The following is a 16,613-nucleotide window of genomic DNA, read 5'->3' as shown; positions in this document are numbered from 1 at the left end:
ACTTGCGGTCACGAAGGGCGCCGGGGTCAATTGAATGAACCGTGCACGACAGGAGGAGAAAAGTGATGGCTTATTCGCAGTCGGATGACGCGGGCCGCAATAACGGCATACCGCCACTCTCCGGGTCCGAGTCGGGGGACGCCCACGGAACCGGTCAGGTCTTCGCCTTCCTCGGACCGCTCGAAGTCCGCGCGGGCGCCCGTACGCACGGGGTCAGCGGCAACCGGCAGCGCACCCTGCTGGCGGCGCTGCTCGTGAGCCCCGGCCGGCAGCTCTCCGCCGAGCAGCTGTACACCGAACTGTGGGGGGAGAACCCGCCGCCCACCTTCGAGAACTCGCTCCAGGCCCACGTCTACCGCCTGCGCAGAACCCTGCAGCAGACGGCGGGCCCGGACGGCGCCGCGCCCCAACTGCTCACCCGCTCCTCGGGGTACGTCCTTGAGCTGGGCGGCGCGCAGACCGACGCGGTGGCCTTCCGCCGGCTGACCGGCCAGGCCCGTGCCTGCACGCGGGAGAACCCCGCCGAGGCGCACCGGCTGCTCGGCGAGGCGCTGGCGCTCTGGCGCGGCGAGCCCTTCCAGGACGTCGTCCAGGGGCCGATGGCGCAGAGCGTGGCACTGGCGCTGGCGGAGGAGCAGCTGTGCGCCGTCGAGGACAGGCTCTGGCTGGAGATGCAGCTGATGGACCCGATGCACAGCATCAGCGAGCTGAAGCGCATGCGCACCATTCACCCCTGGCGGGAGCGGCTGACCGAGATGCTGATGCTGGCCCTGTACCGGACGGGTCGGCAGGCCGAGGCGATGGAGACGTACGACAGCACGCGGCGCAGGCTGGCGAGCGAGCTGGGCGTGGAGCCCTCGCTGAAGCTGCGGGAGCGGCTGCGGGAGATCCTCAACCAGGCCCCCTCGCTGGACGTGGCCGTGCCCGCGTAGACGGCGCGGGAGCCACACCGCGAGGAGGCTGCGGCAGTACGCCCGAACCCCCCGGGGGCGTACCGCCGCAGCCTTCTCGTTCGTCCGGCGGCCGGGCGTCAGCCGCGCGTCAGCGCACTCCGACAGAATATCCCGTGAGCAAAATCCGCCGTGGGCTTCGGTAAGAAGAATGAGGACGGTTCGCGGGAATTACTTCCCGGCGCTCCCCTTTTTCTTCACGCGGAAGTTCCGCATTTGCTGTGCCCTTTCCAGTGGCAACTGCATCATCGTGCAATCGCCCGGAAAAGGAAGGCGTTATTGCGGTTATGTGTTCGAGGACGAACACTCGGCCGTATGACCTCACAGCTTGTGCACCGGGAGAGTTCGAGCGTCGGATCGCTGCTGCGGGAATGGCGGAACCGGCGCGGTGTCAGCCAGTTGGAACTGGCCTCGCGCGCCGGCTGCTCCGCCCGGCACCTCAGCTTCGTCGAGACCGGTCGCGCCCGCCCCAGCATGGACGTCCTGCTCCGCTTCGCCGCCGACCTCGACCTGCCGCTGCGGGACCGCAACGTCCTGCTGGTCGCCGCGGGGTTCGCCCCGTACTTCCCGGAGTCGAGCATGGACGGCCCCGCCCCCGGTGTCGTCCGGCGGCGATTACGCCGCCTGGTCGCCGCCCACGAACCGCACCCGGTGCTGGTCTTCGACTCCGGGTACCGCATCGTGGAGGCGAACGGCACGTTCGGCGCCCTGGTGGGCGGGGTCTCCCCCGAACTGCTGCGCCCGCCGGTCAACTTCCTGCGGCTGCTCCTGCACCCCCGGGGTCTCGCGCCCCTGATGCCCGATCAGGGGGCGTGGCGAGAACACCTCATCGGCCGGCTGCGGCGGCACATGACCAGGACGGGGTCCGCGCCGCTGAAGGCGCTGTTCGAGGAGGTGAGCGGCTACCCCGTGCCGCCCGCCGAGCGGCACGGCGACCGTGGCTCCGGCGCGGCGGACGGCGTCTTCGACTTCCCCTACGAGCTGCCGCTGCGCCTGGTGCGGGACGGCCGGACGCTGTCCTTCATCTCGACGGTCATGACCTTCAACGCCTTCGCCGACGTCGCCGTCTCCGAACTGGCGGTCGCGACGCTGCTGCCCGCCGACGCCGCCACCTCCGCCGGCCTGCGGTCCCTTCGGACGCGCCCACGCGGCCGCTCGGGCGCGGGCGGACGGCCCATCAGCGGCCTCTCAGCCGCCGATCAGGACCGCTGGCCAGGGTGGTCGCAGGAAGAGGCACTACGAAGGGGATGATATGGACGAGGACTTCGAGGTCGTCATCATCGGCGCCGGGATGTCGGGCCTCGGCATGGCCGCCCGCCTCAAGGAGGCCGGACGGCACGCGTTCACGGTCCTGGAGAAGGCCGGTTCGATCGGCGGGACGTGGCGCGACAACACCTACCCGGGCGCCGCCTGCGACGTGCAGTCCCACCTGTACTGGTACTCCTTCGGCGAGCAGCCCGACTGGAGCCGCACCTACGCCGGGCAGCCGGAGATCCTGCACAACCTGGAACGGTTCGCCGCGCACCACGAACTCGCGGAGCACATCCGCCTCGGCGTGGAGGTCACCCGGGCCACCTGGTCCGACGACGACGGCAGCTGGCTGCTCAGCACCTCGCGCGGTGAGCGGCTGCGGGCCCGCGTCCTGATCACGGCGTGGGGGCAGCTCAGCCGTCCGGCGTGGGCCCGTGTCGAGGGCGTGGACAGCTTCGCCGGGACCCAGGTGCACACCGCGCGCTGGCCCGACGACCTCGACGTGACGGGCAAGCGGGTCGCCTGTATCGGCAGCGCGGCCAGCGCCGTGCAGCTGGTGCCCGCCATCGCGGAGGCCACCGGACGCCTCACGGTGTTCCAGCGCTCGCCCAACTACCTGCTCCCGCGGCAGGACCGGGCCCTCGCGGACGACGAGCGCGCCGCGCTGCTCGCCGAGCCGGAACGCTACGCCTCGCTGCGCGAGGAGCTGTACCGCGAGCGCGACGGCTGGGCGGCCGGTCTGCGCGACGACGGCAATCCGGTGCGGGAGCAGTTCCAGCAGGTGGCGGGGGAGCATCTGGGCGCGCAGATCTCCGACGGCGAGCTGCGCGACCGGCTCACCCCGGACTACGCGTTCGGCTGCAAGCGGGTGCTGATCAGCGACGACTACTACCCCGCGCTGTCCCGCGACAACGTCGACCTGGTGACGGAGTCCATCGTCAGGATCGAGCCGGAGGGCGTCCGCACCGCCGACGGCCGCCTGCACGAAGCCGATGTGATCGTGCACGCCACCGGCTTCGAGTCGCTGAACCGCACCGGCGGGGTGGAGATCGTCGGCCGCGACCTGCTGACGCTGCGCGAGGCGTGGAAGGAGGGGCCCGAGGCCTACCTCGGCGTCTCGGTCAGCGGCTTCCCCAACATGTTCATGCTGTACGGCCCCAACACCAACCTCGGCCACCACTCGATCCTGTTCATGGTGGAGAGCCAGATCGACTACGTGCTCCAGGCGCTCGGCGCCCTCGACGCCGGCCGGGGCCGCACCCTCGACGTCGACCCCGAGGTGCAGCGGCGCTACAACGAGGAACTGCGGCGCGACCTCGCGGGCACGGCCTTCGCCGCGGGCTGTGGCAGCTGGTACACCACGGGTGAGGGCCGGGTGGTCAACAACTGGTCCTCCAGCATCGAGGCCTACCGGGAGCGCACCGCGGTCTTCTCGCCGCGGGACTACGTGGGGTGAGTCCCCGTGCTCCGGTCCGCACACGGCGGTGGCCCGCCCCCCTCGGTGAGGGGGCGGGCCACCGCCGTGTGCCGGGTGGGGCCGGTCAGCTCCGCGCGGCGGCGAGTTCGTCGCGCACCGCCCGGCGCAGGACCTTGCCGCTGGGGTTACGGGGCAGCGCGTCGGCGAAGTCGTACGAGGTGGGCATCTTGAAGTCCGCGAGGCGGCCGCGCAGGAACAGCAGCAGGTCCCGGGCCCCGGCCCGCTGTCCGGGCTCCAGGACGACGCGCGCGTGCACGGACTCGCCCCACCGCTCGTGCGGCAGGCCCACCACGGCCGCGCCCGCGACGGCGGGGTGCCGGGCGAGGGCGTCCTCGATCTCTGCGGGGTAGACGTTCTCCCCCGCCACGATGATCATGTCGTTGACGCGGTCGCGGACGTGGACGTAGCCGTCCGCGTCCAGGAAGCCGGCGTCGCCCATGTGCACCCAGCCGTCGACCACGGTGCGCTCCGTGGCCTCGGGCAGCCGCCAGTAGCCGAGCATCCGGGCGGGTGTGCGCACACAGATCTCCCCGACCTGGCCGGTCGGCAGTTCGTTGCCCTCGGGGTCCTCGATGCGGACCTCGATGCCCGGGTACGGGCGGCCCGCCGCGCGCAGCAGCGGGCTGCCGGGCACGTGGTCGGCGGGCGGCAGGCAGACGGCGAAGTTGCCGGTCTCGCTGCTGCCGTAGATCTGGAGGAAGTCGCAGTCCAGGACGTCGATGGCCCGGCTGAGCAGTTCCTCGCCGATCGGGGAGCCGCCGTAGACCACCTTGCGCAGGGTGCCGAGCGCGCCTCTGGCGGCGGCAGGTTCGGCGAGCATCAGCTCCAGCATGGCGGGGGCCACGATGGCGGTGGTGACCTGCTCCTCCTCGATCACGCGGACCGCGTCGGAGCTGATGAAGGCGGGCAGGGAGACCACCGTGGCACCGGCGTTGAACGCCTGCATGCCGTAGGAGAGGCCGCCGATGTGGAAGCCGGGCAGGCCGATCAGGCTGCGGTCGCCCTCCTTCCAGTCCAGCCAGTCCAGGCCGTGGCTGTCCATCGCCTCGGCGACGTTGAAGAAGCTGCGGTGGGGAAGGACGACGCCCTTGGGCAGGCCGCTGGTGCCGCTGGTGTAGATCTGCACGACGGGGCTGTTCTCGCCGTCCGCCTCCTCGCCGGGCGCCCACGGTTCCGCGTCGGCGGGGACCGCGCGCTTGCGGGCGGCCAGGGAGTCGGCTCCGGTGGCGTCGGCGTCCAGGCGCAGCAGGGTCCGCAGCGTGGGCAGGCCCTCGCGCACCTCGGCGGCCACCGGCAGGTGTTCCTCGTCCACCAGGAGGACCTCGGTGGTGGAGTCGCGCAGGATGTGGTCCACCTCCTGCGCGGTCAGCCGCCAGTTGACGGGGACGAGGACCGCACCCGTCCGGGCGCAGGCAAAGGCCAGCTCCCAGTACTCGACGGCCTCCTTGCCGAGGTAGCCGACGCGGGAGCCCGGCACGACACCGGCTTCGCGCAGCACCTGGGCCGTGCGCCCGCTCTCCCGGTCCAGCTCCTGGTAGGTGAGCGTCCGTCCGGAGCAGACGACGGCCGGCTGGTCGGGCCGGAGCGCGGCCTGCCGGTCGATCACTTCCCGGAGGGTCCGCGTGCGTACTGACGTGGTCATCGGTGTGCTCCCGTCTCTGCCTCGTGCGCCGCCGGCGCGTCGGCGCCGGACAGCAGTTCTTCGATGTAGGTGCTGAGCAGGTCGACGCTGGGCCGGTCGAAGGTGACGGAGGCCGGCAGCGTGACCCGGAAGGCGGCTTCGAGCGTGTTGCGGATCTCGACCGCGTTGAGCGAGTCCATGCCGAGGTCGGCGAGTTCGGCGTCGGGTTCGACGTCGTCGGCCGACTCGAAGCGCAGGACGTCCGCGAGGCGGGCCCGTACGATCGCGTTGATCCCGGCCGAGCGTGCGGCTCCGGGGGTGTCGGCCAGTGCGCCGACGTCGCCGCCGGCGTCCGCCGCGGACGGTGGGACCAGCTCCGCGAAGAGCGCGCTGGGCGCCCTGCGGGCCACGAAGCGGTTCCAGTCGCAGTGGCCCATGAGGACCTGGCCGCGCCCGGCGTCGAGCAGTGCGGGCAGCGCCTGGGTGGCCTCGTCCTCTTCGAGCAGGGTGATGCCCTGGCCCTCCCAGCTGCGCACCAGGGAGGCGCTGAGCCGCCTGCCCGGGTCCTTGGACGCCCAGGGGCCCCAGTTGACGGCGGTGGCGGGCAGGTTCGCGCCCGTGCGCTGTGCCATGAGGTGGTCGAGGAAGGCGTTGCCCGCCCCCGCGCCGGTCTGGGTGGCGGCGCCGAGCAGGGCTCCGGCCGTGGAGCAGCCGAGGAAGAAGTCGAGCTCGGGCAGGTCCGCTGTGGCCTCGTGCAGCAGCCAGGCGCCGTAGACCTTCGTGCGGAAGACGGCGTCCAGGCTCTCCCAGGTCTGCTGGGCGACCGGCAGGTCCTGCGCGGTCTCCTGGGCCGCGTGCACCACGCCGCCGACGGGCGGCGCCTCCCTGGCGAGTCCGGCCAGGACACGGGAGACGTCGTCGGCGGAGCCGATGTCGCAGGGATGGACGCGGGCCGTGACGCCTTCGCCCAGGTCGGGAGCGGGGCCGCCGGTTCGGCTCAGGAGCGCCAAGTGGCGGGCGCCCAGGGCGACGAGGCGGTGCGCGAGGGCCCGGCCGACCATGCCGGTGGCGCCGGCGACCACGTAGGTGCGGTCGGGGCGGACGGTGACGGGCGCCGAGGGGGTGGGCACGGGGTCGGCCGTGCGCAGCCTGCGCACCCAGCGCCCGCCGTCGCGGTGGGCGATCTCCAGTTCGTTCTCCTCGGCCGCCAGCCACTCGCCGACCAGGCCGGTGGCGTCGTCGGCGCCGGGCTGGAGGTCGACCAGGGTCACGCGGTAGCCGGGGAACTCCATGCCGAGGGCACGGCCGAAGCCCCACAGGGTGGCCGCTGCCGCCGGGTCGGCGCCCTTGTCGCCGGGCAGGTGCTGTGCGCCCTCGCCGACCAGCCAGAGCCGCTGCCCGCGGCCGAAGCCGCCCCGGGCCAGGGCGTCCAGCACGGCGAGCAGGTCGCGGTAGTTGACCTCGCATTCGGCGCGCAGCCGGGCCGCCGCGTCACCGTCGTCCGGTGCGGTGGCGCCGGCGTGGGCGCGCCACAGCCAGCACACGTCGGTGGGGCGTTCGCCGCCCGGTGCGCCCAGGGTGTCGGCGAGGGCCGCGGGGTCGGCCGCCACGGTGAGGGTGACGCCCTCGGCGGCGGCCCGCTCCGTGAGCGCCTGCGGCAGCCGGGTCGTGTCGCCCGCCACCAGCACGCGGCGCTGCTCGCGCCGGGTGTCCGGCAGTGCCTGGGCGACCCAGTGCTGCTCGTAGTACAGCCCGTTCGCGTGCTGCCGGCCCTCGGGGTCGCGCTCCGCCTGCCAGGCCGCCTCGGCGGCGCGGCGCTGCTTGGTGGGCAGCCAGTACCGCTTGCCGTCGAAGGGGTACGAGGGCAGCGTGACCCGGCGTTGCGGCGCGCCCTCGTGGTAGCCGGCCCAGGAGACCGGGACGCCCGCCTCGTACGCCTTGGCGAGCGAGCGGCGGATCATGTCGCCGTCGTGGTCGTCGCGGAAAGTGCTGCTCAGCCAGACGTGGTCGGCCTCACCGGCCGAGGACCTGGCCAGCGCGGTGAGCGCGGCCGAGGGGCCGAGCTCGACGAAGACGTGCCGTCCGCGCTGGTCCACCGCCCGCACGCCGGCCTCGAACTGCACCGGCTCCTGGAGGTGCCTGACCCAGTACTCGGGGTCGGCCATCTGCCGGCCGCGCGCCACGCGCCCGGTCACATTGGAGACCAGGGCCATGGTGGGCGTACGGAAGTCGACCGTGCCGAGCACCTCACGGAACTCGTCGACGATCTCGGCCATCAGCGGGGAGTGGTACGGGACGGCGCCCCGCAGCGGGGTGACCTTCACGCCGCGCTCGGTGAGGCGGCGGCCCGCGTCGGCGAGTGCCGCCTCGCCGCCGGTGAGCAGGCACTGACCGGGGCCGTTGACGGCGCCGATGCTCAGGTCGGGGTAGCTCTCGATGAGCGGGGCGACCTCGTCGGCCGGCGCGCCGACGGCGGCCATGCCGCCCTTGTCCCGCACCGCCTCGCTCAGCCGGCCGCGGGCGGCCACCAGTCGGGCCCCGTCCTCCAGGGAGAAGAGGCCGGCCACCGCGGCGGCGGCGAACTCGCCCAGGCTGTGTCCCATCAGGACGGAGGGGCGCACGCCCCAGGACAGCCACAGCCGGGCCATCGCGTATTCGAGGCTGAACAGCGCGGGCTGAAGGTACCGGGGTTCGTGGATGCGCTCGGGCGCCTCGCACTCGCCGCGGATCAGCTCGCCCAGGGGCACGCCGAGCAGCGGGGTCAGGATGCGGTCGCACGCGTCGAGGGCGGCGCGGAAGGCGGGGTACTGCCGGTGGAGCGCGGCGCCCATGCCGGGGTACTGCGTGCCCGTGCCGGAGAAGAGGAAGGCCACCTTGGGGGCGCCCGCAGAGCCGCCGCGGGCCGTGCCCTCGGCAAGGGCCGCGACGCGCTTGCTCAGCGCCCGTACGGCGCCGTCGCGGTCGCCGACCACTTCGGCGATGCGGTGCCGGAAGTGCGCGCGGCCGGTGTTGGAGGTGCGGCACAGGTCGGCGAGCGGGGTCTCGGGGTGCCGGTCGAGGTGGTCGAGGTGACGCTCGGCGAGGCGCCGCAGGGAGGTGCGGCTCTTGGCCGACAGGGTGAGTACGGCGCTGGGGCGCGCGTCCGCCGTGTCCTCGTCCGCCGGAGCCTCGGCCGGGGCCTCCTCCAGGACGACGGAGGCGATCGTGCCGGTCACGCCGAAGCCGTTGACCATCGCGCGGGCGGTGTCCGCGGCGGGCCAGGGGCGGAGCTCGGTCGGGACGGTGACGGGGGCGTCGTCCCAGGCGATGCGGCGGGAGGGGGTGACGAGGTTCAGGTGCGGGAAGACGGTCTTCTCCCGCAGTTGGAGCACCGCCTTGATGAGGGAGCCGGCGCCGGCCGCGCCCTCCATGTGACCGATGTTCGTCTTGAGCGAGCCCACCACCATGGGCCGGTCCTTGGTGTGCGACGCGGCGAACACATCGCTGATGGCGTCCATCTCGGTGGGGTCGCCTAGCGCGGTGCCGGTGCCGTGGGCCTCGACGTACTGGATGTCGCCGGGCTCCAGGCGGCACCGGGCGAGGGCGGAGCGCATGACCTGTTCCTGGGCGGCGCCGTTGGGGGCCACCAGGCCCGCGCTCTCGCCGTCCTGGCCGACCGCGGAGCCCCGGATCACGGCGTGGACGGTGTCGCCGTCGCGCCGTGCGTCGGAGAGCCGCTTCAGGACGAGCACGCCGCAGCCCTCGGCGCGGGCGTAGCCGTTGGCGCTCTCGTCGAAGGTCTTGCACTGGGCGTCGGGTGCGAGCACTCCGCCCAGGCGGAGGATCGCGTGGTTCTGGGCGTTGTGGATGACGTTGACGCCGCCGCTCAGCGCGACCCCGCACTCGCCGCCGCGCAGCGCCTGCACGGCGAGGTGGGTGGCCGTCAGCGACGAGGAGCAGGTGGTGTCGACGGTCATGCAGGGGCCGCGCAGCCCGAGGAAGAACGACAGGCGGCCCGAGACCGCGCTGTGGGTCAGTCCGGGCGCGAGGTAGCCGTCGAGGTCGGCGGGGGCGAGGTCGGTGGACTCGAAGATGTAGTCGAGCGTGGTGACGCCCATGAACACGCCGGTGTCGCCGTGGCGCAGGGAGACGGGGTCGATGCCCGCGTGTTCCAGCGCCTCCCAGGCCGTGTGGAGGGCGAGCCGCTGCTGGGGGTCGATGTAGGGCGCCTCTTTCGGCGACACCGAGAAGAAGGCGGCGTCGAAGCGGTCGACGTCGGGGACGAAGCCGCCGCGCGGCCAGTCGTCCCCCTCCGCCCCGGGCGCGGCGGCGCCATCGGCCGCCGCCCCGGAGCCGGTCGACGCCGCGTCGGGGCCGGGGGCCGCCGCGTCGGGCGCCATCTGGCGGCGTTCGCCGGCCGGCAGCGGCCCGATGCCGGAACGGCCCTCGCGCAGGAATTCCGCGAACGTGTCCGCGTCATTGTTGCCACCCGGAATGCGAAGGCCCATGCCCACGATGGCTATGGGTTCGTATTTCTCGCGTTCAAGGGCGGCGAGCGCTTCCTCCTTGCGTCGTAGATCGGCGATCACGGCGGCAAGTTCGGCCGCCGTCGGACTGGCTTGCTCCGACATTTATTCCCTCCGGTCAGAAAACAGATCACGCACAGAGATGGTCTATCAACTGACCGGCGGTGGGGTGACCGAAAAGAGCGGCCGTGGAAATCTCGCGCCCCAGCCTCCGCTCCAGGGAGAGCTTCACCTCGCTCAGCCGCAGGGAGGTGAGTCCCAGGTCGAGAAAGCCCACGTCCAGCGGGAACTCCTCGTCGTCGGTCATGAAAAGGGCGCTTCTGAACTCCCCCACCACCAGGCTCTCGACGAGCTCCCGGCGCTCGTGCTCCGGCAGGAGCTCCAACTGTTCCACGGCGAGAAAATCATGCGACACCACGCCACCGCCTCTCTACGAATCGACTGCTGCTCCGCAATCGAAACAGCCCCACCTGATAGTGAACTGATAGCCGCCTGATGGCACCCCTTCGCGGGTTCCGCCACGTTCCTGCAAGCGGCACGGAAATATTCTCCGGCCGGTTTACCGCCGCCGAATCGGTGCTATGTTCCCTGACATGAATGCAAACGAATTCAACGTGATCGATGAATTAGACAGGACACTCAAGACGCTCGGGCTCTCCCGCGACGAAGCCGTCAGCGAACTCGTCGTGAACGGGCGGGACCCGCTGGTGCCGTCCACCCTCCGGCTGGGCTCGGCGATGGGCATAGCCCTGCTGTCCGCCGCCGTGGGCGCGGCTCAGATCTGGCAGGAGTCGACGGGCCGCCCCCAGCGCCTCGGCCTCGACCTGGACCAGGCGCTCCACCAGCTCACGCCCTACCTCGGCGGCGGCAACACCCTGAACGGCTACGGCTCCAACATGGGCAGCGTCCTCGGGCTCGACGGCGCCCTCGCCCCCGCCCTGTGGGACCTGTACCGCACGGCCGACGACCGCTGGGCCATCCCGATCGCCTGCTACCCCAACACCCGCGACACCTTCCTCGACCTGCTCGGCACCGCGCACACCCGCGAGCACATCGCCGCGGCCATCGCGGACCGCGTCTCCTGGGAGCTGGAGGAGGAGGCAGCCGCCCGGGGCGTCCCCCTGGCGATCGTCCGCAGCAGGGAGGAGTTCCTCGCCCACCCCCAGGGCAAGGCCGTGCTGGCCGAACCGCTCGTGTCCGTCGAGCGGGTGGGCGACGCCCCGCCGCGCCCGCTGCCCGCCGGCGTCCAGCCGCTGTCCGGTCTGCGCTCCCTGCAGTTCACCCACGTCTTCGCGGGCACGGCGGCCGGCCGGGTCCTCGCCGAACAGGGCGCCGACGTCCTGCACGTGTGCGAGCCGAACGCCTTCGACCACGACCTGTGCTGGAACGAGACGGGCGTCGGCCTGCGCTCGGCCCGGCTCGCCCTGAAGCCCGAGGCCGACAGCGACGGCGAGGGCCGCCGCACCTTCCGCGAACTCCTGCGCTCCGCGGACGTGTTCGTGCACAACCACCGGCCCGCCAAGATGGCCCGGCTCGGCCTCACCCCCGAGGAGGTCGCCGAGATCAACCCCGGCGTCATCCACGTCTCCGTGCGCTGTTACGGCCACAGCGGCCCCTGGCAGGAGCGCGGCGGCTTCGACCAGCACGCCCAGGCCCTGACCGGCGTCAACTGGAGCGAGGGGCAGGACGGCCGCCCCCAGCTGCCGCCCGGCCGCATGCTCAACGACTACCTCGCCGCCTATCTCGCCGCCGCCGGCGTCATGAGCGCGGTCCTGCGCCGCGCCCGCGAGGGCGGCAGCTACCAGGTGCGCGTCTCCCTCGCCGGCGTCTCCAACTGGGCGTACGAGCTGGGCACCTTCACGCACGAGCAGTCCGAGCGGCTGCTCCCCCCGGCCACCCTGCCGCCGCCCCGGCGCCTCACCCGGCCCACCCCCCTCGGCGACCTCTCGCTGGTGGCCCCGCCGGTCACCCTGAGCGAGACCCCGGCCGCCTGGCGCGGCCCGCTCCTCGTCCCGCGCGGCTCGTCGCAGCCGCGCTGGCACGACGACGTGGCGTCCTGACGCACCGCGCCCGCCACGCGCTACGCCCTTCCGTCACCCCACCCGAAGAGAGAGACGCCATGTCCCGCATCCCCTGCCTCGACGACGCGTCGATGCCCGAGTCCCTGCGCTCCCTCAGCCAGGGGCGGATCATCAACGTCTACCGGATACTCGGCAACGCCCCCCGGTCGGTCACCCAGATCGCCCGCCTCGGCGCCGCGCTCTTCGCCGAGGGCAGCCTCAGCGCGATCGACCGCGAACTGCTCATCCTCACCTACGGCACCGTCTTCGAGGCCGAGTACGAGTGGGAGCAGCACGTCCCCATCTCCCGGGCCGTGGGCGTCACCGACGCCCAGCGCGCGGCCGTGCGCGGCAAGCGGTACGACGCCGACGCCTTCACCCCGGCCCAGCGGGCGCTCCTCGGCTTCGCGGCGGCGGCGGCCGCCTCACCCCTGGTGGACGAGGACCGCTTCGCGGCGGTGGCGGCGCACTACACCGAGGAGCAGCTCGTCGAGACCCTGGTCCTCGCGGGCTTCTACTACCTGCTCGCCCGCGTCTGCACCGTCCTCGACGTCGAGATCGACGCACCGGAGACCGACGAACTGGTGCGCATGGCACAGAGCATGCACAGCCACTGACCACGACTCCACGGAATCCGCATGACTCCTGGTCATGGAGTGCAACCGTTCGTGCACACGACGAGATATCGTTGACCCCAGACGGCCAACTGGCATGGATTAAGCCGCCAGTTGGCCGAAACGTGTGCCATGGGAAGTTCGTCGCGACCCAGGAGACGCCGGGAGGCACCGGCGTCGCCTTCCAGTCGGTGGCGTCGGCCACCCTGCCCCCGATGACACCCGTAGAGGACGTGATGACAGACCTGGTACAGGCCGCCACCGTGCTGCCCTCGGTGCTGACCCTGGCCGCCGGCGGTGCGGCCTGGCGGTTCCGGGGCCAGCGCCGGGGCGAGCGCGCAGAGAACGACCGCCTCCGCCGGCACGCCGAGGAGATCGCCGCGCAGCAGCGCGCCGCCGAAGACGTCCTGGCGCAGCTCGCCGGTGGTGTGCTGCCCCGCCTCGGAGCCGAGGCGGAGCGCTCGGGCACCGGCCGCGGGGCCGACATCGACCTGCCCGACGTCCTGGTCGGCACGGTGCTCGCCCAGCGGCTGACGGAGCTGGCCAACTCCGCGGCCCACACGGTGCGCAAGGTGCAGTACGACGCGCAGACCAGCACCGGCTCCCAGCTCACCGAGGTCCAGGAGACCGCGCGCAAGCAGGTCGAAGGCGCCCGGCGGGCCGCGGAGGAGTCCAGCCGCGCGGCGGTGCGCGCCGTCTCCTCCGCGATGGTCGGCATGGCGTCGAAACTGAGCCAGCGGGTCAGCCAGGGCGTGCGGCGCCACGAGGGCGACGAGGCGTACGAGACGCTGGTCGGCATCGACCACCCCACCCAGCAGATGCTGCTCGTGGCCCAGAACTACGTGGTCCTCTCGGGCGGCAAGCTGTCGCGCCGCTGGCCGGCGACCCCGATGACCGATGTGGTGCGGGCGGCCATGGGCAGCATCGAGGAGTACGAGCGGGTCGAGCACCAGGAGCTCACCGTCACGGTGACCAGCCGGGCCGTCGGGCCCGTCGTGCACGCCCTCGCGGTCCTCCTGGACAACGCGGTGCGCTACTCCCCCGCGTCCTCCCGGGTGCACGTCGCCTTCCAGGAGGGACACCACGGGGTCTCGGTCATCGTGGACGACGCCGGTCTGCGCATGAACGAGGAGCAGCTGACGTGGGCCAGGCAAATCCTGACCGGTGAGCGGCGCGACGACGTCAACCGGCTCGGCGCGCACCCGCAGACCGGCCTGCGGGCGGCGGCGGCCCTGGCGGGCGACTACGGCTTCCGCATCGACCTGGAGGCCCCGAACCCCTTCGGCGGCACCCGCGTCTACATGTTCATCCCCAAGAGCCTCCTGACGACGTCCCCCGCACCCCGGACCGCTCCGCCGCCCGCCGTCGAGCCGGAACCCGCGAGGCGCACCACCGCCAGCGGGCTGACCGTCCGGTCGCGGAAGACCCCGGCCGCGGGCGGGCGGACGCCCGCGGCGGCCCCGGAGAGCCCGGCGCCCGGACGCCCCTCCGTCGCCGCCGCCTGGGCGAGGGGGACGCGCAGCGCCCGTACCGAAGACCCGAACACCACGCACGAAGGAGCCTTACCGTGACCACCGGCAACGAACTTGGCTGGCTGCTGGACCGCTCACTGGGGTCCGTCGAGGGCGTCCGGCACGCGGTGCTCATGAGCTCCGACGGCCTGCTGCACTCCCGGACGTCCGGCATCGGACAGGACGACGCGGAGAAGTTCGCCGCGATCACCGCGGCCGTCCGGGCCGCCGCGCTGGCCTACGACGAGGAGACCGGCGGCGGGGGCACCCGGCAGGCGCTGATCGAGCTGACCCACCACGTGGGCCTGATCACCCAGGCCGGGGGCAACACCATGCTGTCGGTGCAGACGACGGGCCCCGACGCCGACATCGGCCTGATCACCCAGCACATGCTGGAGCTGGCCCAGCGCGTCGGCCATGAGATGAAGGTCGCCCCGCGGCAGCCTTCCGGGTCCGGCCTGCCGGCGACGTGAGCGGACCGCGGCGGGACCCGGACCTGGTCAGGCCGTACGTCCGTACCGAGGGACGGGTCCGCGCCGACCCGGACGTGCGCCTGGAGACCGTGGTGCTCGCCGCGAGCGGCCCCCGCGAGGGGCTGGGGGCGGACGCCCGGCGGGTGATGGGTCTGTTCGCCCACTCCCGCGGCGGCGGTCTGGCGGTCGCGGACATCGCGGCCGCCCTGGAGTTCCCTCCCTCCACGGTGCGCATCCTCGTCTCCTCGCTCATCGACGACGGCCTGCTGACCCGCCCGGTCGCCGCCGATGACGACCGACCCCAGACAGATCTGCTCCAGGAGGTACTGCGTGGTCTCCGCGCCCTCGTCTGACGGCCTCATCCACGTGCCTCCCGGCGTGACCCGGTCCGCAAAGATCGTGATCTCGGGGAGCTTCGGCGTCGGCAAGACGACGTTCGTGGGCAGCGTCTCCCAGGTCCCGCCGCTGCGCATGGAGGAGCGCATCACGGAGGCCAGCGCCGGTGTGGACGACCTCGCGCGCACCCCGCACAAGACGACCACGACGGTCGGCATGGACTTCGGGCGGCTGCACCTGAGCGACGCCCTCGTCCTCTACCTGTTCGGCACGCCGGGTCAAGGGCGCTTCCGTCCCCTGTGGGAGGGGCTCACCGAAGGCGCGCTCGGGGCACTGGTCCTGGTCGACACCCGCGATCTGGAGGCGTCCTTCGAGATCCTGGCGCTGCACGAGGAGCAGGGCACGCCGTACGCGGTGGCGGTCAACCTGTTCGACGGGGCCCCGCGCTACGACCTGGACGAGATCAGGCAGGCCCTCGACCTGGCCGCGCACACCCCGCTGACGACGTGTGACGCGCGGGACAGCACCTCCGGCGTCCTGGCCCTGATCACCCTCTGCGAGTACCTGACCGACGCGCACGCACCTGCCCTGGAGCCCCGCCCGTGACCAGCCCGACCACGACCGAGGCGGCGCCCGAGCGCCGTGTCGCCCTGTACGAGGCCGAGTTCGCGGCCGACCCGCACGCCGCGTACGCGAGGATGCGCGCGGAGTTCGGTCCCTTCGTCCCGGTGGACCTCGTCCCCGGGGTCCCCGCGACGCTCGTCATCGGCTACGCCCAGGCCCGGCGCATCCTCAACGACCCCCTGCGGTTCCCGGCCGACCCCCGGGTGTGGGAGCAGTCCGTTCCCGACACGTGCCCGGTCCGCCCGATGATGGAGTACCGGCCCAACGCGCTGCGCTCGACCGGCCCCGCGCACACGCGCTACCGGTCGGCGAACACCGCCGCGATCGACGCCGTCGACCAGCATGGACTCCGTACGCTGGTCGAGCGGGTCGCCGATGCCACCATCGCCGAGTTCCGTGCGGCGGGTGAGGCCGATCTGCTGACCCAGTACGCCTGGCCCATCGCCTTCCGCGTCCTGAGCGCGCTGCTCGGCTGCCCGGACGAGACGGGCCGCCGCATCGCCGACGGCATGGCCAAGATCTTCGAGGGGGTCGACGCCGCCTCCGGCAACGAGATCCTCGCGGGGGCCGTCGCCGACCTGGTGGGGCTGCGCCGCCGGCGGCCCGGTGACGACATCACCTCCCGGCTGATCGCGCACGACGCGGGGCTCGACGACGAGGAGATGGCCCACCAACTCGTCACGCTCTACGGGGCGGGCATCGAGCCCCTGACCAACCTCATCGCCAACACGGTCCTGAAGATCCTCGTCGACGACCAGTTCTCCGGCGACCTGCACGCGGGCGGTTCCTCGGTCCGCGAGGCGCTCGACACGGTGCTCTACCTCGACCCGCCCATGGCGAACTACTGCATCAGCTATCCGCCGCACCCGGTCGACGTCGACGGGTTCCTGCTGCCCGCGCACGAGCCCGTCGTCATCTCGATGACCGGCTGCAACAACGACCCCGCCCTCGGGGGCCGGCGCACCGCGGGCAACCGGGCCCACCTGTCCTGGAGCACAGGACCGCACGCCTGCCCCGCACGGCCGCACGCCTATCTCATCGCCGAGACGGCCATCACCCACCTGCTGGACGCGCTGCCGGAGATGGACCTCGCCGTCGCCCCCGATGAGCTGATCCGGCGCCCCGGGCCCTTCCACCGGGCCCTGACCGCCCTGCCCGTCTCGTTTCCCACCGCCGCATCCGCCTGAAGGG

13 protein-coding genes are annotated in these 16,613 nt (G+C 72.8%); 10 read left to right on the top strand and 3 right to left on the bottom strand.

Annotation, left to right across the window (positions count from 1 at the left end):
• Positions 1–65: 65 nt before the first annotated feature.
• From DCW30_RS17505 to DCW30_RS17495, 3 genes are all read left to right on the top strand, one after another.
• Positions 66–932: an AfsR/SARP family transcriptional regulator gene (locus tag DCW30_RS17505; protein ID WP_079250254.1), complete on the top strand. Its 867-nt coding sequence runs from the start codon at positions 66–68 to the stop codon at positions 930–932.
• A gap of 333 nt (positions 933–1,265) precedes the next feature.
• On the top strand, positions 1,266–2,201 hold the full coding sequence (locus DCW30_RS17500; protein ID WP_076687719.1) for a helix-turn-helix domain-containing protein: 936 nt from the start codon (positions 1,266–1,268) through the stop codon (positions 2,199–2,201).
• A 1-nt stretch (position 2,202) separates the two neighbouring features.
• Entirely contained in the window at positions 2,203–3,657 is a 1,455-nt protein-coding gene (locus tag DCW30_RS17495) for a flavin-containing monooxygenase (RefSeq protein WP_076687718.1), read from the top strand.
• Positions 3,658–3,742: 85 nt separating this feature from the next.
• Here the strand turns inward: DCW30_RS17495 and DCW30_RS17490 are convergent, their stop codons facing one another.
• The 3 genes from DCW30_RS17490 to DCW30_RS17480 are packed head-to-tail and all read right to left on the bottom strand — an operon-like array spanning position 3,743 to position 10,198.
• Positions 3,743–5,320, bottom strand: a complete 1,578-nt coding sequence (locus tag DCW30_RS17490; RefSeq protein WP_076687717.1) for a long-chain-fatty-acid--CoA ligase — start codon at positions 5,318–5,320, stop codon at positions 3,743–3,745.
• Positions 5,317–9,909 carry a type I polyketide synthase gene (locus tag DCW30_RS17485; RefSeq protein ID WP_076687716.1) on the bottom strand — a complete coding sequence of 1,531 codons (4,593 nt, stop codon included), beginning with the start codon at positions 9,907–9,909 and terminating at the stop codon, positions 5,317–5,319. Before DCW30_RS17485 ends, DCW30_RS17490 begins: the two co-directional genes overlap by 4 nt.
• 25 nt (positions 9,910–9,934) lie before the next feature.
• Positions 9,935–10,198: an acyl carrier protein gene (locus DCW30_RS17480; protein ID WP_232626579.1), complete on the bottom strand. Its 264-nt coding sequence runs from the start codon at positions 10,196–10,198 to the stop codon at positions 9,935–9,937.
• Between the two features lie 199 nt (positions 10,199–10,397).
• Here DCW30_RS17480 and DCW30_RS17475 point away from each other — a divergent pair, with 199 nt between their 5' ends.
• The 7 genes from DCW30_RS17475 (at position 10,398) to DCW30_RS17445 (ending at position 16,609) form a co-directional block, all read left to right on the top strand.
• Positions 10,398–11,864, top strand: a complete 1,467-nt coding sequence (locus DCW30_RS17475; RefSeq protein WP_162933603.1) for a CoA transferase — start codon at positions 10,398–10,400, stop codon at positions 11,862–11,864.
• Positions 11,865–11,923: 59 nt separating this feature from the next.
• A complete protein-coding gene (locus tag DCW30_RS17470; RefSeq protein ID WP_076687714.1) occupies positions 11,924–12,481 on the top strand; it encodes a carboxymuconolactone decarboxylase family protein in 558 nt (185 codons plus the stop codon).
• A 233-nt stretch (positions 12,482–12,714) separates the two neighbouring features.
• Positions 12,715–14,049, top strand: coding sequence for an ATP-binding protein (locus tag DCW30_RS17465; protein WP_076689708.1), 1,335 nt, complete (start codon positions 12,715–12,717; stop codon positions 14,047–14,049).
• The gene (locus DCW30_RS17460; RefSeq protein WP_076687713.1) at positions 14,046–14,462 is read left to right on the top strand and encodes a roadblock/LC7 domain-containing protein; all 417 of its coding nucleotides are present in this window, start codon (positions 14,046–14,048) and stop codon (positions 14,460–14,462) included. Before DCW30_RS17465 ends, DCW30_RS17460 begins: the two co-directional genes overlap by 4 nt.
• Positions 14,459–14,815 carry a DUF742 domain-containing protein gene (locus DCW30_RS17455; RefSeq protein ID WP_079106980.1) on the top strand — a complete coding sequence of 119 codons (357 nt, stop codon included), beginning with the start codon at positions 14,459–14,461 and terminating at the stop codon, positions 14,813–14,815. Before DCW30_RS17460 ends, DCW30_RS17455 begins: the two co-directional genes overlap by 4 nt.
• Positions 14,751–15,404 carry a GTP-binding protein gene (locus DCW30_RS17450; protein ID WP_076687712.1) on the top strand — a complete coding sequence of 218 codons (654 nt, stop codon included), beginning with the start codon at positions 14,751–14,753 and terminating at the stop codon, positions 15,402–15,404. The genes DCW30_RS17455 and DCW30_RS17450 overlap by 65 nt, the downstream gene beginning before the upstream one ends.
• Entirely contained in the window at positions 15,401–16,609 is a 1,209-nt protein-coding gene (locus DCW30_RS17445) for a cytochrome P450 (protein ID WP_076687711.1), read from the top strand. Before DCW30_RS17450 ends, DCW30_RS17445 begins: the two co-directional genes overlap by 4 nt.
• Positions 16,610–16,613 lie beyond the last annotated feature (4 nt).

Source organism: Streptomyces alfalfae, from assembly GCF_004127445.1.
In the GTDB taxonomy this organism is placed as follows: domain Bacteria; phylum Actinomycetota; class Actinomycetes; order Streptomycetales; family Streptomycetaceae; genus Streptomyces; species Streptomyces alfalfae.
The sequence above is the reverse complement of the archived record's forward strand: the minus strand, read 5'-3'. Positions and strand labels throughout refer to the sequence as shown.